The following is an 18208-nucleotide window of genomic DNA, read 5'->3' on the forward strand; positions in this document are numbered from 1 at the left end:
NACGGGACGGGATGTTCACCTCGACCTGCACGGTCAAGATTCCCGACACGGGCCTGGCGCCGCTCGGCGTCCGCAAGGAGCCCCAGCAGCTCGCCTTCAGCGGCGTGTTCACGCCGACGACCCACCTCGACCCGACCCAGGGCTACGTCTCGACCTTCCCGGCGGCCCGCGCACCCGGCCTGACGATCACCGGTTTCGTCGGCAACCTTCACCTCGACGAGGGCGTGCCGCAGAACGTGTACACGGTCGACACCCAGGACATGCGCCAGCTCACCCTGAACGGTCCGGCCGGAACCGCACGCAACGCGCAGGTGCTCGCCCTGAACAACCCTCGGCAACGGACCCTGAGCGGGCTGCCCGGCGGGCTGAGCCTGGAGGCCGACAGCGTCGCGGAGTTCGCCACCTTCCAGGTGAAGTCCGACCCGTTCAAGCGGGAGGCGCTGATCTTCGCGGTGCTCATCATCGCCGGGCTGATCGCCAGCCTGCGGGTGCACCGCCGCCGCCTGTGGGTCCGGGCTAGCCCGGCACCCGAGGGCGGTTCGGTCGTCGAGATCGGCGGCCTGTCCCGGTCGCACGGGGACGGCTTCGCCGTCGAACTCGGTCAGCTCACCACCCTCGTCCGCGAGGCGACCGGCCCGGCCGGCGGGCGGGAGGCGGCGCCGCGGCCCGAGGCGGCGGCACCGCCGCCGGGCGAGCCCGCGGCGCCAGGCGGCGCCGCGGCGCCGAGCACTACGGAATCGCGCGGCACCGCAGCCGGTGGCGCCGCGTCGAACGCCAGCGAACGGGAGCACTGATGGCGGTCAACGAGGGCGTAGCCAGCCTCTCCGATCATCTGTTTGGCAGCGGCATGGCGGTCTACGCCGCGGCCATGCTCGGCTACGCGGCCGAGTTCGCGTTCAGCCGCCTGGGCGCGCGCCGCGGTGCCGCGGAGCTGGCGGCCGAGGTTCCCGCCGCCCGCGCGGCCGACCGGCCGGCCGTGCTGGTCGGGGCCGGAGCCCCCGCGGAGGCCGGCTCCGGCGTGGAGATCGACCCGGACGATCCCGCCGCGGCCGCGCTCGCGGCGGCGCGCGCCCGCGAGATCGAGGCGGTGCGCCAGCGGGACACCGCCGCTCACACCCTGGTCGCCGGCAACGACGGCGACGTCGAGGTGCCCGCCCGTGCCCGGTGGATCGGGCGGATCGCCGTGCTGCTCACGGTGGTGGGCTGGGCGCTGCACCTGGGTTCAGTCGTCACCCGTGGCATCGCGGCGGACCGGGTGCCCTGGGGCAACATGTACGAGTACTCGTCGATGATCTGTCTGATCGCGGTCACGACGTTCCTCGCCCTGATGACCCGGCAGCAGGTCCGTTGGCTGGGCGTCTTCGTCATGGTGCCGGTGGTGCTCTACCTCGGCTTCGCCGGCACGGTGCTCTACGTCGCGCCCGGACCCCTGGTGCCCGCGCTCAACTCGTACTGGCTGAAGATCCATGTGGTCGGCGCGATCGTCTCCAGCGGGGTGTTCCTGATCTCCGCGGTGACCACGGTGCTGTTCCTGGTCAAGGAGCGCTGGGAGAACCGGCTCGCCGAGGTGGCGGCCGGCCGGGCCGACGCCAGCCGCGCGATGCAGAGCCGCGGCGGCATCGTGATGCGCCTGCCGTCGTCCGCGGCTCTCGACACCCTGTCCTACCGGGTCATCGCGTTCGCGTTCCCGATCTGGACCTTCGCGATCATCGCCGGGGCGATCTGGGCCGAGGCGGCCTGGGGCCGGTACTGGGGCTGGGACCCCAAGGAGACCTGGTCGTTCATNACCTGGGTCTGCTACGCGGCCTACCTGCACGCGCGGGCGACCGCTGGCTGGCGGGGCCGGCGGGCCGCCGCCATCTCCCTGGTCGCGTTCACCGCGCTGTTCGTGGACTACTACCTGGTGAACCTCGTCATCACCGGTCTGCACTCCTACGCGGGCGTCTGACCCGGCGGCAGTCCGCCGGACCTCGGGGCCCCGGGCCGCCCGCCTTGGCCCCGGGGCCCTGCGCGTCTCCGGGCCGTGATCAGGGGCACGGACGCGGATGGATCCACGCCGAGCGCGCAACCGCGTCACGTACGTCCGTCGGTCCGCTCCGCGTGAACCGTTCTCTGAAGCGCAGCGCGCGCGGCCGACCTTCCTTGCCCTTCTGGAGGGCTCCGCGTCCGATTCATCCCCCTGAAAGGGCAAGGATCGTCCCTCGTGGTGGCGTGAGACTCCACCCCGCGATGATCTTGATCGCTGTGGGGTCGGGTTCAGCCTGACCATGGCCGGCCGGTATGGCTCGGAGCGAGCGAGCGAGCGAGGCGCGGCTCGGAGAGAGCGAGGCGCGGCTCGGTGCGGCTCGGTGCTGCTCGGCTCGGCGGTGGGGGTTGGGGACGGTGTCAGCCGCGGGCGGACGGGGGCTCCGCGTCGCCGCCGCGAATGCGGTCCGCGAGCTCGCGGAGGAACTCCGGGTCGTCGTCCGGACCCTTGGGCCGCACGGCCGGGCGCCGGGTACCCATCCGCGAACCGGGCCGTCCCAGGCCCCCCTCGCGGCGGTCGACGTCCCAGGTCGAACGCTGGCCGAAGGCCGGGTGGTCCGAGACCGCGCGCCGCGGCGGCCGCGCTCCGAGCCCGTTCGCCCGGGGGCGACCGAAGAAGTACCACGCGGCGGAACCGAGCAAGACGAAGAGAATCACAACCATAATCCAGATTGGTTTGGACATACTGCGTNCCTCATCCGACGGGGTCCCGAACACGTCGGCGATCATGTACGCCCAGATACCGATGACCACGAAACTCAGCGCGAGGCCCAGCACAGGCTGGTCGCTCCTTCCGCTCTCCTTGATCGATTACATCCGGCTCGACATATGGGGTATGAACATCGGTCGGCGGGTGTGTAGTCCCGGCCCTGCGCGGCATCGCCGAAAGGGGCAGACGAGCGTGCGGTGCCCTCCCCGGAGAGCGCACATGTCGCGGTGATGGCCGGCCCGTGTATCCCTAGTGTGCCCTCCGGCCCCGGCCCGCGTCCGGCCGGTCCGCCATCGGCCGCCGCCGGCGTCCGCCCGCTCACCGTCACGGCGGCGCGTCGTGACTCCCCGGGTTTCCGTCGTGACGGATGGTGGGAGGTCGGACGGCCGGCCGCGTCGGCTGCCAGGATGGAGGCATGGCCTGGGCGGATCTACGCGCGTTCCTCGCTCACCTCGAACGGCGGAAGGACCTGCGACGGATCTCCGTGCCCGTCGACCCCCACCTGGAGGTCACCGAGATCGTGACGCGGGTGGTTCGGGAGCGGGGGCCGGCGCTGCTGTTCGAGTCCCCCCGCGGCGCCGACATGCCGCTGGCCATCAACCTGTTCGGCACCGAGGCCCGGATGGCCGCCGCGCTCGGGGTCGACCGCCTCGATGAGATCGGCGACCGGCTCGCCGCGCTGCTGCGCCCGGAGCTGCCGACCGGCCTGTCCGGGCTGCGCGACGCGCTGGGCAAGGCTGCCTCGCTCACGTCCATCCCGCCCCGGCGGGTCCGCACCGCGCCGTGCCAGGACGTCGTGCTCAAGGGACCGGACGTCGACCTGTTCCGGCTGCCCGGGGTGCACGCCTGGCCGAACGACGGCGGCGCCTTCCTCAACCTCGGTCTCACCCACACCCGCCACCCGGAGACCGGGGCGCGCAACCTCGGGATGTACCGGCTGCAGCGCCACGATGCGCGCACCGTCGGCATGCACTGGCAGATCCACAAGGACTCCAACGCCCACCACGCCGTCGCCGAGCGGCGCGGGGAGCGGCTGCCCGTGGCGATCGCGTTCGGCTGCGACCCGGCGGTGACCTACGCCGCCTCCGCGCCGCTGCCCGCCGACATCGACGAGTACCTGTTCGCCGGTTATCTGCGCGGCGAACGGGTGGAGATGGTCGACTGCCTGTCCGTGCCGCTGCGGGTGCCGGCGAATGCCCAGATCGTGCTGGAGGGCTGGCTGGAGCCGGGCGCGCGGCTCCCGGAGGGCCCCTTCGGCGACCACACCGGCTTCTACACGCCGGTCGAGCCGTTCCCGGCGCTGCACGTCGACGTGATGACGATGCAGCGCGACCCGGTCTTCCAGACGATCGTCGTCGGCCGCCCGCCGCAGGAGGACGGGCCGATGGGCAAGGCCACCGAACGCATCTTCCGCCCCCTGATCAAGATGATGATCCCCGAGATCGTCGACTACGACCTGCCCGAGGCCGGCGTCTTCCACAACTGCTGCATCGTCTCCATCGACAAGCGCTTCCCCAAGCATGCGCAGAAGGTGATGAACGCGGTCTGGGGCGCCGGGCTGCTGTCGCTGTCGAAGCTGATCGTGGTGGTCGACGCCGACTGTGACGTCCACGACTACGCCGAGGTGGCCTGGCGGGCGTTTGGCAACGTCGACTACGCCCACGACCTGATCACCACGATCGGCCCCGTGGACCACCTCGACCACGCCTCCTACGAGCAGTTCTGGGGCGGCAAGGTCGGGGTGGACGCGACGCGCAAGCTGCCGACCGAGGGCTATCGCCGCGAGGGCGGCTGGCCCGAGGAGATCGTCATGGACGAAGCGGTCCGCGCCCAGGTGACCCGCCGCTGGAAGGAGTACGGCCTGTGACCACCTCTCCTCGCCCATCCAGAGGGATACATCGGACGCCCATGCCTCCAGGCAAGCAGAAGAGGCAGTGGGTGGGTGCTCGCGGTGAGTGACGCAGCGTTTCTGCCGGGCGCGTCGGGTGGCACCGCCAGGCCCGGCGGAGGTGCCGGCGGCGGCCAGGAGCAGGCGATCGGGCACGTGCGGGCGTTCCTGCGGCTCGTCGCCATCGAGCACTCGGTCTTCGCGCTGCCGTTCGCCTACATNGCCGCCCTGGCAGCCTCGTTTGCCGCGTCCGGGTCGGTGCACTGGACCGCTCTCGCGCTCGTCACGGTCGCCATGGTCGCCGCGCGGACCTTCGCGATGGCCGCGAACCGGATCATCGACCGCGCCATCGACGCCCGCAACCCGCGCACCGCGGGCCGGGAGCTCGTCACCGGCGCCGTGTCGGTGCGCACCGCCGTGGTCGGCTCCGTCGTCGCCCTCGGCGTCTTCCTCGCCGCCGCCGCCACGCTGTCCTGGCTGTGCCTCGCGCTCGCCCCGATCGCGGTGGCGCCCCTGGTGATCTACCCGTACGCCAAGCGCTTCACCGACTTCCCGCACGCCGTGCTCGGCATCGCGCAGGCCGTCGCGCCGATCGGCGCCTGGATCGCGGTGACCGGCCACTGGTCGTGGGCGGNGGTCGTGCTCGGTCTCGCGGTGGGCTCCTGGATCGGCGGCTTCGACCTCATCTACGCCTGCCAGGACGCCGAGGTCGACCGCCGCATCGGGGTGCGGTCCGTGCCGGCGCGCTTCGGGGTCCGCGGCGCCCTCCTCGGCTCCACCGTCACCCACGTCGTCACCTTCGCGCTGTTCGTCGCCTACGGGCTGATGGAGAACAACGGCGCCTGGTGGTGGGCCGGCCTCGCGGTCACGGCGGCGGCGTTCAGCTACGAGCACGCGATCGTCTCGCCGAAGGACCTCTCCCGGGTCAACCGCGCCTTCCTCACCGCGAACGGCTTCGTCGGCATCGCCCTGTTCGCCTTCGCCGTCGCCGACCTGATCAGCCGCGGCCTGTCCGCCTGAGCCCCGCTGTGAGGCCCGTCACCGTGACGCACGACCCGCACGCCGGCGCCGGGAGCGATCGGGTTCCCTGGGTGGTGGGCGTGAGCGGCGCCAGCGGGACGCCGTACGCAGCCGCCGTGCTGCGCGGCCTGCTCACCGCCGGGCTACCGGTCGATCTGGTGCTGTCCCGGGCGGCGCGGCTGACCCTGCTCGACGAGACCGGCATCGCCTGGCACGACGCCGCCTGGCAGCAACCGCTGGAACGCTGGCTGTCCGCCCCTCTCGGCGCATCCGCTCCCGAATCGGCCGCCGCCGTGGAGACGCTCGTGGCGGTGCACGCGCCCGGCAACCTCGCCGCCCCGACGAGCAGTGGCTCGTACCGGACTCGCGGCATGATCGTCGTCCCGGCGAGCACCGCGTGCCTGGCCGGGATCGCCCTCGGCCTGTCCAAGGATCTGCTGCAGCGATCCGCCGACGTGACCCTCAAGGAGGGCCGGCGCCTCGTCGTCGTCCCGCGGGAGATGCCGTACACGGGCGCGACGCTGCGCCACATGCTCACCCTGCACGACGCCGGGGCGGTGGTCGCCGCGGCCAGTCCCGGCTTCTACGCCGGCGCGCGCACCGCCGCCGACCTCGTCGACTTCGTCGCCGGCCGGATACTCGACGCGGCCGGCGTCGACCACGCCCTGTTCCGGCGCTGGACCGGCGAACTCGGCCAGGCCCGACGATCCGACCAGGCCGGTCACCGGACGGGGTGACCGAGGGCACGCGGGCCGCGTGGCCCGGCGTCACGTCCCGGTCGTGCCGGTTGCCGGACCGGGGGCCGCTCCGCGTCGGACGAGGTCCAACAGGGCTCCGACCCGCTCAGGGCCGACGCCACCGAGCGCGATCCCGTTGACCAGGACCAGGAGATCCCACCCGTCGACATCGTCCCGGAGGGTGCCTCGCTGCTGTTCCTGGACGACCAGGGCCGTGACCGTCCGGTACATCGCCGAATGCCACCGGTTGAACAGTCCCGACCGGCTCGCGCTGTCGACGTCGGCGCCGAGCGCCAGCGCGAGCTCACGTTTGTCCCCGACGAACCTGACGAGGTCGTGCAGCCACATGAAGAGCGCGTCGTCGGCCCGCTGGTCCGACAGCAGACTTTCGCCGCGTGCGCAGAGCGCGTCCACCTCGTCGGAGTAGACGGCGACGATCAGGTCCTGCCGGGTCGGGAAGTGGCGATACATGGTCGCGTTGCCCACTCCGGCCTGCCGCGCGACCTCGTCGAGGGCGGCGTCGACGCCCTGCTCGCGGAAGACCGCGGCGGCGGCGGTGAGCAGCCGCTCGTAGTTGCGTCGGGCGTCCGCCCGCAGGTGCCGCTCGGCCTGCGGCGGACCTGCCGAGTCCGGGAGCGCCATGATCCCCCTTGTTAACCAGGGAGTTCCCCGGTTATGTTGTCGACCGCGAGATAATCGGGGAGTTCCCCGCTTGTGTACGTCCAGTGCCACGGTATTCGAGGAGCGCAGCATGTCGAATGCGGCTGACGTCCACCGTCGCGTCGTCGAGAAGTACGGCGAGGTTCTCGCCGGCCGACTCGACGACGCACTGACACTGATCGACCCGGACGTGATCGACCACCGAGGGGGCCGGGAGGGCGACCACCACGGCATCGCCGCCTGGCGAAGGAAGTGGGAGCGCATGAACGAGGGGTTCCAGAACGTCTCCGCGAGGATCGAGCAGAACGTCTCGACCGGGGACACGTCGGTCAACCGTTACACGCTCCGTGGCACCCACCCGGGCTCCGGCCGTCGCTACNAGGTAACCGGCCTGGACATGGTCAGGGTGCGAGACGGGAAGGTCGTCGAGCACTGGGCCCTCGCCGACGAGGCGGCGCTACGGCACCAACTCGGTCTCGCCGGCGCCTGACGCAGCCGGGTCGGCCGGCCGAAGGGCCACCCGCGACCACATCAGGCTGGCGGCGGTTCGTTCTCGACCGGGTAGTTCCGGGATCCCTCTGGCAGGGGCGGGGCCTGGGCGGGCAGAGTGGGCGGCGACGGCCCAGGGCCGGGGGGTGGATCACAGCCACCGCCCCGGCGGGGCGCGGAGCTCGGCGGATCGAGGGCGACATGGCGACGAACGGGCGCGGGGCGGCGAAGGGGCGGGGACGCGGTTCCGGCCGATCGAAGGCGGCCGGGACGGGCGGCCCCGACCGGCCAGCGGGCGGCGGTCGTTCGGCGGGCGGCGGACAGGCCGGCGACGCGGGCCGGGCCGGGCGTCGACAGCGGCCCCCGATGCAGGATGTGGACCTACGGGTGCAGTTGCCGTACTTCCTGATCCGGCTGGCCGCCCTGGTGGTGATCACGGTCGTGCTCGCGGTGGTCGGGGTGAACCTGCTGCTCGCGGTGCTGATCGGGTTCGCGGTCGCCGGCCTGCTGACCTGGCCGTTGGGACGCATGCAGCGGCGGGCGGCGCAGCGTGCCGCCGCGGGCCGGGACGCGGCCGGGCCGCCGTCGCCGGGTGCCGGCAAGGGCCGGGACGCCTGACCGACCCCCACGGGCCCGGCGGTTGTGACGGGTCAGCCCGGCCGGCTCGGGTGGGTCTGACGGCGTTGCGGGCTAGTCTGGATGGCATGGATGCTGGGCTCAAACGGGAGATCGAGGCCAAGGTTTCCGCCGGCGAGCGGCTGAGCCGCGCCGACGGGGAGGCGCTGTATGCCAGTGACGATCTCGCCTGGCTCGGCGGCCTCGCCCACGAGGTCCGGACCAGGAAGAACGGCGACCGGACCTTCTTCAACGTCAACCGGCACCTGAACCTGACCAACGTCTGCTCGGCGTCCTGCGCCTACTGCTCGTTCCAGCGCAAGCCCGGCGAGGCCGACGCCTACACGATGCGGATCGAGGAGGCCGTCCGGCTCGCGAAGGAGATGGAGCCGGCCGGCATCACCGAGCTGCACATCGTCAACGGCCTGCACCCGACGCTGCCGTGGCGCTACTACCCCCGCTCGTTGCGGGAGCTGCGCAAGGCGCTGCCCGGCGTCGCGCTCAAGGCGTTCACCGCCACCGAGATCCACTGGTTCGAGAAGATCAGCGGACTGCCCGCCGACGAGATCCTCGACGAGCTCATCGACGCGGGGCTGGAGTCGCTGACCGGCGGCGGCGCGGAGATCTTCGACTGGGAGATCCGGCAGCACATCGTCGGCCACGACACCCACTGGGAGGACTGGTCGCGCATCCATCGCCTCGCCCATGCCAAGGGCCTGCGTACTCCCTGCACCATGCTCTACGGGCACATCGAGGAGCCGCGCCACCGGGTGGATCACGTGCTGCGGCTGCGGGAGCTGCAGGACGAGACGGGCGGCTTCGCGGTGTTCATCCCGCTGCGCTTCCAGCACGACGCCGCCGGTGACCCGCGCAACCGGCTGATGAACCAGCCGATGGCGACCGGCGCGGAGGCGCTGAAGACGTTCGCCGTCTCCCGGCTGCTGTTCGACAACATCGACCACGTCAAGTGCTTCTGGGTGATGCACGGGCTGACCACGGCGCAGCTCGCGCTGAACTTCGGCGCCGACGACCTGGACGGATCGGTCGTCGAGTACAAGATCACTCATGACGCGGACCGCTTCGGTACTCCGAACACGATGACGCGCGAGGACCTGCTGGCGATCATTCGGGACGCCGGCTTCCGGCCGGTCGAGCGGGACACCCGTTACCGGGAGATCCGCGCCTACGACGGTCCCGATCCGGCCCGCCGCGAGATCCCGACCTCCATCGACGCCTGAGGCGGGATTCGATGGTCAGCGAGGACGAGCCGACGCAGGACCGCGCGGCGGGCCAGCCCGCGCCCGCGGGCACCCCGGCGGCGAACGCCACCTCCNCCCCCCGCCCGCCGGTCCGACCGCCCGGCGCGCCAGGAATCGGCTCAATCTTCGTGCTCGCCTTCCTGGTGATCCTGGTCCCGGGCGTGGCGGTCTACGTGCTGNTCGACTGGGCCGGTCTGCCGATCGGCGGCGCGAGCCTGCTCGGCCTGCTCGTCGTCTTCCTCGGGCTGGGGTTCTTCCCGACCGTGCTGCGCCGGCTCGGCTGGGTGCCGACGAAGAAGCGGAGGTCCTGATGGAACTGCGCAAGCGCCCCACCGTGCGCCCGAGGCGGCCCGCGGCCGCGCCGCCGGGGGTCGCGGCCGCGCCGCCGGGGGCCCCGGCGGCGAAGGATCGCGGCCTGCTCGGCATCAACCTGCGGTATTTCGCGCTCCGCGCGGTGCTCTTCGGGGTGGTGCTCGCCGTCGTCCTGCTGCTCGGGGCGGGCGGGNTTCTCGCATTTGTGCTGGCATTGGTCGTCAGTGGACTGATGAGCTATCCGTTGGCGCTGCGACAGCGTCGCGCGGTCCTCGCCGTGATGGAGAACCGTCACGGCGGCCGGCGTTGACCGGGCCGGCGGGCACCGAAGCCCGGCCGCGGGTCGGGCACATCCAGTTCCTGAACTGCCTGCCGCTGTACTGGGGGCTGGTTCACTCCGGTGCGCTGCTCGACATCGAGCTGACCAAGGACACCCCCGATCGCCTCAACGAGGCCCTCGTGGCGGGCGACCTGGACATCGGCCCGATCAGCCTGGTCGAGTACCTCCGGCACGCGGAGGATCTCGTCGTCCTGCCCGATCTCGCGGTCGGCTCCGACGGGCCGGTGCTGTCCGTCGTNCTGAGCACGGCGGTGCCGCTTGCCGAGGTCCGCACCGTTGCGCTCGGCTCGACGTCGCGGACCAGCGTGCTGTTGGCCCGGATGCTGCTGGAGGAACGCCACGGACTGCGGCCGACGTACGTCACGATGCCGCCCGACCTGCCGTCGATGCTGCGGGAGGCCGACGCCGCGGTGATCATCGGAGACGTGGCGCTGCGCGCGACCTACGATGCCGAACGCGGCGGCGAGGGCCATCCCCTGGGCCTGATCGACCTGGGTGCGGCCTGGCGGGAGTGGAGCGGGCTGCCGATGGTCTTCGCGGTGTGGGCGGCCCGAAAATCGTTCGCGCAGCGGCATCCCGGGACGGTGAAGGAGGTCCACGACGCGTTCCGGTCCGGGCTGGACCTCGCGCTGCGCGATGTTGACCAGGTAGCGACGCGGGCGGCCCGTTTCGAGGTGTTCGACCCGGCGACGCTGGCCCGCTACTTCACCACCCTCGACTTCCGGCTGGGTGAACGGCAGCAGGCGGGCATCNGCGCCTTCGCGGACAAGGCCGCGCGCCGCGGCGACGTCCCCCCGCTGCGGGCGATGACCTTCGCCGAGGTCTGATCCGCCCGATCTGACGGCGTTGGACCGGGCGCGGGACAGCTCAGCCCGGGGTCAGCCCGGGGTCAGACCGGCGGGCGGAACGCGTGGGAGATACCGGACGGTGGGACGGCCCGGTGGGTGTTCGCGGTCGCGAAGCGGGCGATGCGCCCCTTCACCAGCGCGATCAGCCGGGGCGGCGTGGCCCGCCCGCCGGGCGCGATCAGCATTTCGTCGAGTGATTCGCCGCCGTCTCCACCGGGCAGGGCGGGTTCGAAGGCAGCCGAATCCTCCGGTTGCGCGCCGGACCCGGCCGGGGTGAACGCCTCCGCCGACGCGCCCGACCCGACTGGCGACGCCGGCCCCTCCACGGGATCCAACCTGGCCGGCGGGGCGGCGCTCGGCGGGGGAGTGGGCATCGCCGGGGTGCGGCCGGCAGCCCCCGGCCGCCTGTGCAGCGGGGTGACGGTCGGCCCGCCGAGCCCGCCGTCGCCGCGCCCGCCGTCGCCGACCCCGCCGTCGACAGTCGCATCCGGCGCGGCGGCGTCCGGCGCCTGGCCGGCGTCGGCGGCGCACTCCCGCCGGGCGGCGGCGTCGATGAGCCCGTTGACGGCGAGGGTCCAGGCCCGCAGCCCCTCGTGCCCGGTGAGTTCGGTGAACACCGCCGCCTCCAGGCAGCAGGTGCTCGCGCCCGCGAGCTCGTCGACGTCGAGCAGCGAGATGGCGAGCAGGCCGGCCAGGTGGCCGGCGAGCATGAACAGCCGGAACTGCTGATGCGGCAGCAGCGGGGTGCATAGCAGGTTGTCGACCACGCTCTGCTGGTCGAGTACCCGGGCGGTGACGTCCTGCGGGTCGAGCCGGTCGGCCTTGGCGATGAGGTCGGCAACCAGCCGATCGAGGTAGTCGAGCTCGCGGTCCGACCGGCGGTGGTCGAGCAGGTCCGACACCCGGCGGCGGGACTCCCGCTCCGGGTCGGGCCGGCGACGCAGGCGCTCGGCTCGCGCGGCCACGGCCGCCTCGCGCAGGTCGACCAGGGCGCCCCCGGCCTCCAGCGCCGCGTCGACGGCCGCGATCACGGGGCGCGAAGGAATCCCACGACTGGGCTGCTCCAACTGGGAGATGTACTGGCGGCTGTAGCCGGTGCGTCGGGCGAGCTCGTCCCGGGAGAGAACGCGTTCACAGCGCCGCCGCCGGACCTCCACGGGGAGCAGGTCTTCAGCGGTCGCCGCGCCCTGCCGGCCTCGGCTCCGTTGCCGCATCTGTTGACGTCCTTCCGCGTGGCAGAGGTCGCCTCCCACCGAGGGAGGCCAGTCGTCGTGCGCCGCCTCTCGTGCCCCCCCCCGAGAGCCGGCAGGAATTCACCGGTAGTGATCAGGCTACTCCATGGTGCACCCTAGTAGACTAGAGGCCAAAAGTCCCATACGCGAACGCTTGCGATGATTACTCTCCGTCATAAGTTGGGATTTTCTGCCGGACGGTGTCGCTCCAGGCGTGTGATCGGATGCAATACGTTAGGAGGNCCGGACGGGCGTGGCGGACCCGTCGAGACATTATGCCTGTATTCTTGGGCTCTTGTTGGGAAACGGGAGTGTTGCTGAGGAAGTCCGGGCGGAAAGCCGCGGAATCATCGAGAGATCGTCTCCGGCGGCCTATTCCCGCAACGCGGGCTATCACTGTCACGCCGGGCGTGCGGCACTTCGCCACGGTCTGTGGGTATCGCTGGGATGACCGACATGGGTCATCCCCGGAAACCATCCTGAATGACGATGCGCGGGGTCGGGTGGGGCGCGTACAAAAGAATGGTGGATACCGGNCGTTCGGTGGACGCCGACACCGTCGGGCTCGGCCGGGACGACGTTGTCGCCCCGGCTCGGGGCTCTTCCGGGACGGCTCGCAGCCCCGAGCCCGGCCGGGATGCTGGCTGCGGCCCGGGTGTGCAGGCCAGCCGCCCGGTCACGTGGGCCGCGATCCCGGATGGCGAGCGGCCCGGGGACCCCGCCCCCGGTGACGGCGCGGGCCCGGGCGCGGCCGAGCCGCCGCCCACAGTCGCCCCGCGCCGAGTGGTCGTCGTGGACGACGCGGACGGCGTGCGTGAGCTGCTCTGCCTACTACTGGGCACCGAACCCGACTTCGTGGTCGTCGGCGCCGCCGCCAACGGGGCGGAGGCCATCGACGAGGTCGTGCGCACGGCGCCGGACCTTGTGCTGCTCGATCTCGCGATGCCGGTGCTCGACGGCCTCGGCGCACTGCCGCGGATCCGGCGGGTCGCGCCGCACGCCACCGTGGTCATCTTCACCGGCTTCTCCGAGGACGCGCTGCTCGATCGCGTGCTCGCTCTGGGCGCGGACGCCCTACTGGAAAAGGGCCTGGCCACCGGCCCGCTGGTCGATCAGCTCCGCCGCCTCTGCGCCGCCCGGCGCACCGGCTGAGCCTCGCATCACCGATCTCCGGCGTGGACTGCGTTGTTCATTTTCTCCATCGGTGCGGTAGAGTTGTGGTGGCGGTGTCGGAGGGCCGGGGAAGGCCACCGGTACTGGCCCGATTTGGCCCGGTTCGCGGGGTGATACTCGCTGGTGGCGTGGTCCTGGGACCCACAACGCGCCCATCGGCGTCACTTCTGTGGAAACATGGGGCCGTGGTTACGCGTGCCCTCACCCTCGGGGCGCCGGCTGAGCGAGCGACGGATCTGGTCCGCGTCTCGCCCCGGCGCGGGTTCGCGTCGTCCCCCGCGGCCGCGTGCCTCGTGATTGAGCCGATGCTCGTCGCGCGCCTGCACGTCGACCTGCTGCGGGTCTCCAGCGCCGGCTGTCGCCGCTCCCGCTGACGTTCCCGTTCGCGGCGCCACTCTGCCGGCGTCGCGTTTCCCCGCGCATCGAGAGATCTCATGACTTCTCCTGCCCGCCCTGCCCGTCCCGCGCGCCCGTCCCGCCCCAAGGGAGCGGGCCAGTGGGCGTTGGGATACTCCGAGCCGCTCAACGCCAACGAGCGCATGAAGAAGGACCAAGGCGGGCTGGAGGTGCGCGACCGCATCCTCAACCTCTACCCGCACACCGGCTTCGACGGGATCGACCCCCAGGACCTGCGTGGCCGGTTCCGCTGGTGGGGCCTGTACACGCAACGCCGGCCGGGAATCTCCGGCGGCCGCACGGCGGTCCTCGAACCGGAGGAGCTCGACGACTCCTACTTCATGCAGCGGATCCGGCTCGACGGCGGGCGGATGACGGCCGACCAGCTTCGGGTCATCGCGGACATCTCCACCCGGTATGGCCGGGACGTCGCCGACGTCACCGACCGGCAGAACATCCAGCTCCACTGGATCCGCATCGAGGACGTGCCCGCCATCTGGGGTGCCCTCGAGGGCGCCGGGATGACGACCGCCGAGGCGTGCGGCGACACCCCGCGGGTCATCCTCGGCTGCCCGCTGGCGGGCGTCGACGGCGACGAGGTCATCGACGGGTCGGCCGCTATCGACGAGGTGGTCGAGCGCTTCGTCGGCGACCCGACGCTGGCGAACCTGCCCCGTAAGTTCAAAAGCGCGATCTCCGGTTGCGCGGACCACTGCACGCTGCACGAGATCAACGACATCGCGTTCGTCGGCGTCGTCCATCCGGAGCTCGGCGCGGGCTACGACCTGTGGGTCGGCGGCGGCCTGTCGACGAACCCGAAGCTCGGCGTGCGGCTGGGGACGTTCGTGCCGCCGGCGCGGGTTGCCGAGGTCTGGCACGGCGTCGCCTCGCTGTTCCGCGACTACGGCTACCGGCGCCTGCGCACCCGAGCCCGGCTGAAGTTCCTCGTCGCGGACATGGGCGCCGAATGGGTGCGCACCACGCTGGAGAAGGAGTACCTGACGGCCGCGCTGCCGGACGGGCCGCCGCCGGCGCCCCCGCGCAACGAGGGCCGCGACCACATCGGCGTGCACCGCCAGCGCGACGGGCGCAACGCGGTGGGCTTCGCCCCGCGCGCGGGGCGGGTGTCCGGGACGATCCTGCGCGCTGTGGCGGATCTCGCCGACCGGTTCGGACAGGGCCGCATCCGCGCGACGACGACCCAGAAGCTGGTCATCCTCGACGTGGCCGACGAGGCCGTGGCGCCGTTGGAGGCCGAGCTCGCGGCGCTGGATCTGGTCGTCCGGCCGAGCGTGTTCCGCCGCGGCACGATGGCCTGCACCGGGATCGAGTTCTGCAAGCTGGCCATCGTCGAGACCAAGGGCAACGCCCGCGACCTCATCGAGGAGCTGGAGCGCCGCCTGCCCGACTTCGACGAGCCGATCGGGATCAACGTCAACGGCTGCCCGAACGCCTGCGCCCGCTTCCAGGTCGCCGACATCGGGCTGAAGGGCTCGCTGGTCCCCGACGACGCCGGTGAGATGGTCGAGGGCTTCCAGGTGCACCTCGGCGGCCACCTGGGCACCCGGTCGCGACTGGGCCGCAAGTCGCGCGGCCTCAAGGTCACCGCCGACGGGCTGCTCGACTACGTCGTCGGCCTGCTGGAGACCTACCGGCGCGAGCGCGCCGACGGGGAGAGTTTTGCCGACTGGGCGGAGCGGGCCGACGAGGCGTCGCTGGCCGCGGTCGGCGCCGTGGGTTCCTCGGCCGGTGCCGGTGCCGGTGCCGATGCAGGGCCGGCGGCCGGGGGTGCCGATGGCCGGCAGTGATCGGGCGGTGCCCTTCTACTGCCCGTACTGCGGCGAGGAGGACATCGTCCCGGAGCCGGCGCCGGACGGCGCCGGCTCCGGGCACGGGCACTGGGCGTGCCGGGCCTGCCGGCGAGCCTTCCGACTGAGCCTGACGGCCCTCGCGGTCGCTGCGGGCCCGGTCGGTGCCACGCCGGCGGGCAGGCGCGGCGCAACGGGGGACCAGACGGCACGGCGAGGCGCCGCGCGCGACGACGAGGAGACGAGCTGATGGGTGCCACGTTGCAATCCCGGGCGTTGCGGGCCGGGGACGAGCTCGAAGGCGCGCCGGCCGAGGAGATCCTCGGCTGGGCGGCCGAGGAGTTCGGCACGAAGCTGGTGGTCGCCGCGTCCATGGCCGAGGCGATCCTGGTCGACATGCTCGCCCGGATCCGGTCCGACGTGCCCGTGGTCTTCATCGACACCGGGTACCACTTCGCCGAGACGGTCGGCACCCGCGACGCGGTGGCCGCGACCTACGACCTGCCGCTGATCAGCGTCCGCCCGCAGCTCACCGTCGTCGGCCAGGACGCCGTCTACGGCCAGGACCTTTACCAGACCGACCCCGACCTGTGCTGCCGGATGCGCAAGGTGGTGCCGCTGGACCGGGCGCTGGCGCCCTACGACGCCTGGGCCGCCGGGTCGCGGCGCGCCGAGTCCGCCGGCCGGGCGAACCTGAAGGTCGTCGACTGGGACGCGCGCCGCGGCAAGGTGAAGATCCATCCGCTGGCCGCCTGGACCGACGCCGACGTCGACCGGTACGTCGCCGAGCACGAGGTCATCGTCAACCCGCTGCTCTCCGACGGCTACGACTCCGTCGGCTGCTGGCCGTGCACCCGGCGGGGCGCCGGCCGCGCGGGCCGCTGGGCCGGCACGAACAAGACGGAGTGCGGCATCCACTGACCGGCCGCCGACCCGGCCGCCGACTCGGCCGCGCTGTGGCGCCGCCCGCGTGAGCGCTCGTCGGACAAGGACGAACAGGTACGGTGCACGCCGTGATGGACGGGCGAATCGCGGGTGAGGTCTGGCTGGTCGGGGCTGGTCCGGGCGATCCCGGGCTGTTGACTGTGCGTGGTCGTGAGCTGCTCACGACCGCCGACGTGGTCGTGGTCGACCGGCTCGCCGCGGCCGTCCTGCTCGACGCCGCGCCGCCCGACGCGGAGATCATCCATGTAGGCAAGAGTCCGACCGCCCGCTCCTGGGCCCAGGAGGAGATCAACGCGGTCCTCGTCGACCGGGCCCGGGCCGGCGCCCGGGTCGTGCGGCTCAAGGGCGGCGACCCCTACGTCCTCGGCCGGGGCGGTGAGGAAGCCCAGGCCTGCGCGGAGGCGGGCGTGGCCTGCACCGTCGTCCCCGGCATCACCTCGGCGCTGGCCGTGCCGGCGCTCGCCGGCATCCCGGTCACCCACCGCGACCTGGCGCAGGAACTCGCCGTCGTCTCCGGTCATCTGCCACCCGGCCACCCCGACTCGACCGTCGACTGGGCGGGACTCGCCGCCTCCCGGGCGACGATCGTCATCCTCATGGGGGTGGCGCGGCTCATGGACATCGCCGACGCCCTCCTCGCCGGTGGCCGCCCGGAGGCCACCCCGGTCGCGGTGATCGAGCGTGGCGCCACCCCCGCCCAGCGGGTCCTGCGCACCACGCTCGACGCTCTGGCCATCGACGCGATCGCCGCGGGCGTGCGGTCACCGGCAGTGATCGTGGTGGGCGAGGTCGCCGCCCGCAACGACGCCCCGGCCGCCGGTGCGGCGCCGCTCGCGGGCGTGCGCGTCCTGGTCGCCCGCACCCGGCCCCGCCCGGGCCTGCTGGCCCGCCGGCTGCGACAGCTCGGCGCGGACGCGGTCGAGACGGTCGTGGCCCGCCCCGCCCCGCTCGACGACGCCGGTGCGGCTCTGCTGGCGGCGCTGCCCGGGGCCGCGGGCCTCGTCCTCGCCGACCCGGACGAGGTCGCCGCGGTGGTCGCCCTGCTGCGCCGGGCGGGCACCGACGTGCGCGCGCTGGCCGGGCTGACCCTGGTGGCCGCCCGCCCCGACGTCACCGCCGCCCTCGACGCACTGGGCCTGGCCGCCACCACGCTCGACGACCTCGCCGCAGGCGCGGGAGATGCCGGCCGGGCCGCCCGTGCTGCCCGTGCAGAGGGTGCGGTGGGTGCCGGGGCAGCGGTGGGTGCCGGGCAGGGGACGGCGGGCCGCCGGCCGGCCCCGGTGCCGGAGGTGCTCGTCGTCGGCGCCGCCGACCTGCCGGCCGACGGCCCGTGGACGCCGCGGCGGGTGCCGCTGCTGACCGACGTGACCGCTGATCCCGATCCGCGGATCGCCGACGAGTTGCGGCACGGCGACTTCGACGTCGCGGCGTTCGCCTCCTCGACGGCTGCCCGCAGCACCGCCGAGCTGTACGGGCCGCTGCCCCCGGACCTGCTCGTCGCCGCGATGGGCCGACGCAGCGCCCAGGCCTGCGAGGCCGCCGGCATCCGGGTGGACATCGTGCCGGCCGAGCCGGGGGTGCGCCCGCTTGCCGCCGCCGTCGCGGACTTCGTCGCCGCCAGCCGCGCCGCCGCGGCCTTCTGATCGTCACCCCGGCGGCCGCCGCCTGCCGTCGTCGGCGGCACCGTTCTCAGGCGTACCGCCTCCCTGCGAGGGGCTGCGACGCAGGGCGCGGTTCCTGAGGGGGCGCCAT

The 18208-nt window shown here is 72.9% G+C and carries 16 protein-coding genes and 8 pseudogenes; 21 read left to right on the forward strand and 3 right to left on the reverse strand.

All coding sequences use genetic code 11. The features are described 5' to 3' along the window. Position 1: 1 nt before the first annotated feature. The 3 genes and pseudogenes from FF86_RS42945 to ccsA (FF86_RS42950) all read left to right on the forward strand — a co-directional run. Positions 2-794, forward strand: a pseudogene (locus FF86_RS42945) (cytochrome c biogenesis protein ResB); the annotation flags it as partial. Then, positions 794-1785: cytochrome c biogenesis protein CcsA (gene ccsA, locus FF86_RS07790; protein ID WP_242418365.1), on the forward strand; the 992-nt coding region annotated here is incomplete at its 3' end. The pseudogene FF86_RS42945 and the gene ccsA (FF86_RS07790), both read left to right, overlap by 1 nt. Position 1786: 1 nt before the next feature. Next, a pseudogene (gene ccsA / locus FF86_RS42950) lies at positions 1787-1948 on the forward strand (cytochrome c biogenesis protein CcsA); the annotation flags it as partial. A gap of 437 nt (positions 1949-2385) precedes the next feature. On the opposite strand, the gene FF86_RS07795 reads toward ccsA (FF86_RS42950), so the two are convergent. Next, on the reverse strand, positions 2386-2716 hold a 331-nt coding region (locus FF86_RS07795; protein ID WP_242418366.1), incomplete at its 5' end, for a PLD nuclease N-terminal domain-containing protein. Positions 2717-3149: 433 nt separating this feature from the next. Between FF86_RS07795 and FF86_RS07800 the strand changes: the two genes are divergently transcribed. From FF86_RS07800 to FF86_RS07810, 5 genes and pseudogenes are all read left to right on the forward strand, one after another. Continuing rightward, positions 3150-4601 (forward strand): menaquinone biosynthesis decarboxylase, encoded by a 1452-nt coding sequence (locus FF86_RS07800; protein WP_044885098.1) that lies wholly within the window; start codon positions 3150-3152, stop codon positions 4599-4601. An 84-nt stretch (positions 4602-4685) separates the two neighbouring features. Further along, positions 4686-4843: pseudogene (gene ubiA / locus FF86_RS42955) on the forward strand (4-hydroxybenzoate octaprenyltransferase); the annotation flags it as partial. Position 4844: 1 nt separating this feature from the next. Beyond that, positions 4845-5256 (forward strand): annotated as a pseudogene (locus FF86_RS42960) (UbiA family prenyltransferase); the annotation flags it as partial. Between the two features lies 1 nt (position 5257). Then, a pseudogene (locus FF86_RS42965) lies at positions 5258-5642 on the forward strand (UbiA family prenyltransferase); the annotation flags it as partial. A 71-nt stretch (positions 5643-5713) separates the two neighbouring features. Then, positions 5714-6379 (forward strand): UbiX family flavin prenyltransferase, encoded by a 666-nt coding sequence (locus FF86_RS07810; RefSeq protein WP_082121855.1) that lies wholly within the window; start codon positions 5714-5716, stop codon positions 6377-6379. A 30-nt stretch (positions 6380-6409) separates the two neighbouring features. Here FF86_RS07810 and FF86_RS07815 read toward each other — a convergent pair whose 3' ends face one another. Then, positions 6410-7021, reverse strand: coding sequence for a TetR/AcrR family transcriptional regulator (locus FF86_RS07815; protein ID WP_044885099.1), 612 nt, complete (start codon positions 7019-7021; stop codon positions 6410-6412). 109 nt (positions 7022-7130) lie between these two features. On the opposite strand from FF86_RS07815, the gene FF86_RS07820 reads away from it, so the two are divergent. From FF86_RS07820 to FF86_RS42985, 7 genes and pseudogenes are all read left to right on the forward strand, one after another. Beyond that, on the forward strand, positions 7131-7418 hold a 288-nt coding region (locus FF86_RS07820), incomplete at its 3' end, for a nuclear transport factor 2 family protein (RefSeq protein WP_242418368.1). A 1-nt stretch (position 7419) separates the two neighbouring features. Then, a pseudogene (locus FF86_RS42970) lies at positions 7420-7529 on the forward strand (ester cyclase); the annotation flags it as partial. A gap of 200 nt (positions 7530-7729) precedes the next feature. Next, positions 7730-8146 (forward strand): hypothetical protein, encoded by a 417-nt coding sequence (locus tag FF86_RS07825; RefSeq protein WP_044885101.1) that lies wholly within the window; start codon positions 7730-7732, stop codon positions 8144-8146. 86 nt (positions 8147-8232) lie between these two features. Beyond that, on the forward strand, positions 8233-9381 hold the full coding sequence (mqnE, locus tag FF86_RS07830; protein ID WP_044885102.1) for an aminofutalosine synthase MqnE: 1149 nt from the start codon (positions 8233-8235) through the stop codon (positions 9379-9381). A gap of 331 nt (positions 9382-9712) precedes the next feature. Next, positions 9713-9907: pseudogene (locus FF86_RS42975) on the forward strand (hypothetical protein); the annotation flags it as partial. 113 nt (positions 9908-10020) lie between these two features. Then, positions 10021-10292, forward strand: a 272-nt coding sequence (locus FF86_RS42980; protein ID WP_304438106.1) for an MqnA/MqnD/SBP family protein, incomplete at its 3' end; no start/stop codon positions are given. 1 nt (position 10293) lies between these two features. Further along, a pseudogene (locus FF86_RS42985) lies at positions 10294-10806 on the forward strand (menaquinone biosynthetic enzyme MqnA/MqnD family protein); the annotation flags it as partial. Positions 10807-10943: 137 nt separating this feature from the next. On the opposite strand, the gene FF86_RS07850 reads toward FF86_RS42985, so the two are convergent. After that, positions 10944-12116 carry a helix-turn-helix transcriptional regulator gene (locus tag FF86_RS07850; protein ID WP_044885106.1) on the reverse strand — a complete coding sequence of 391 codons (1173 nt, stop codon included), beginning with the start codon at positions 12114-12116 and terminating at the stop codon, positions 10944-10946. An 810-nt stretch (positions 12117-12926) separates the two neighbouring features. On the opposite strand from FF86_RS07850, the gene FF86_RS31125 reads away from it, so the two are divergent. The 6 genes from FF86_RS31125 (at position 12927) to cobA (ending at position 18099) form a co-directional block, all read left to right on the forward strand. Beyond that, positions 12927-13286, forward strand: a complete 360-nt coding sequence (locus FF86_RS31125) for a response regulator transcription factor (RefSeq protein WP_255355735.1) — start codon at positions 12927-12929, stop codon at positions 13284-13286. Positions 13287-13492: 206 nt separating this feature from the next. Next, positions 13493-13681, forward strand: a complete 189-nt coding sequence (locus tag FF86_RS07860; protein WP_044885108.1) for a putative leader peptide — start codon at positions 13493-13495, stop codon at positions 13679-13681. A gap of 60 nt (positions 13682-13741) precedes the next feature. Further along, on the forward strand, positions 13742-15511 hold the full coding sequence (locus FF86_RS07865) for a nitrite/sulfite reductase (RefSeq protein ID WP_044885109.1): 1770 nt from the start codon (positions 13742-13744) through the stop codon (positions 15509-15511). Then, entirely contained in the window at positions 15498-15761 is a 264-nt protein-coding gene (locus FF86_RS07870) for a hypothetical protein (RefSeq protein WP_044885157.1), read from the forward strand. Before FF86_RS07865 ends, FF86_RS07870 begins: the two co-directional genes overlap by 14 nt. Next, entirely contained in the window at positions 15761-16432 is a 672-nt protein-coding gene (locus FF86_RS07875; RefSeq protein ID WP_044885110.1) for a phosphoadenylyl-sulfate reductase, read from the forward strand. The genes FF86_RS07870 and FF86_RS07875 overlap by 1 nt, the downstream gene beginning before the upstream one ends. A 95-nt stretch (positions 16433-16527) precedes the next feature. Then, positions 16528-18099, forward strand: coding sequence for a uroporphyrinogen-III C-methyltransferase (cobA, locus tag FF86_RS07880; protein ID WP_044885111.1), 1572 nt, complete (start codon positions 16528-16530; stop codon positions 18097-18099). Positions 18100-18208 lie beyond the last annotated feature (109 nt).

It is taken from the genome of Frankia sp. CpI1-P, assembly GCF_001421075.1.
GTDB lineage: Bacteria > Actinomycetota > Actinomycetes > Frankiales > Frankiaceae > Frankia > Frankia torreyi.

Coding starts and splice junctions, on each gene's coding strand:
- FF86_RS07800 (WP_044885098.1), top strand. CDS start 3,150: ATGGCCTGGGCGGATCTACGCGCGTTCCTCGCTCACCTCGAACGGCGG.
- FF86_RS07815 (WP_044885099.1), bottom strand. CDS start 7,021: ATGGCGCTCCCGGACTCGGCAGGTCCGCCGCAGGCCGAGCGGCACCTG.
- FF86_RS07825 (WP_044885101.1), top strand. CDS start 7,730: ATGGCGACGAACGGGCGCGGGGCGGCGAAGGGGCGGGGACGCGGTTCC.
- mqnE (WP_044885102.1), top strand. CDS start 8,233: ATGGATGCTGGGCTCAAACGGGAGATCGAGGCCAAGGTTTCCGCCGGC.
- FF86_RS07850 (WP_044885106.1), bottom strand. CDS start 12,116: ATGCGGCAACGGAGCCGAGGCCGGCAGGGCGCGGCGACCGCTGAAGAC.
- FF86_RS07865 (WP_044885109.1), top strand. CDS start 13,742: ATGACTTCTCCTGCCCGCCCTGCCCGTCCCGCGCGCCCGTCCCGCCCC.
- FF86_RS07870 (WP_044885157.1), top strand. CDS start 15,498: ATGGCCGGCAGTGATCGGGCGGTGCCCTTCTACTGCCCGTACTGCGGC.
- FF86_RS07875 (WP_044885110.1), top strand. CDS start 15,761: ATGGGTGCCACGTTGCAATCCCGGGCGTTGCGGGCCGGGGACGAGCTC.
- cobA (WP_044885111.1), top strand. CDS start 16,528: ATGGACGGGCGAATCGCGGGTGAGGTCTGGCTGGTCGGGGCTGGTCCG.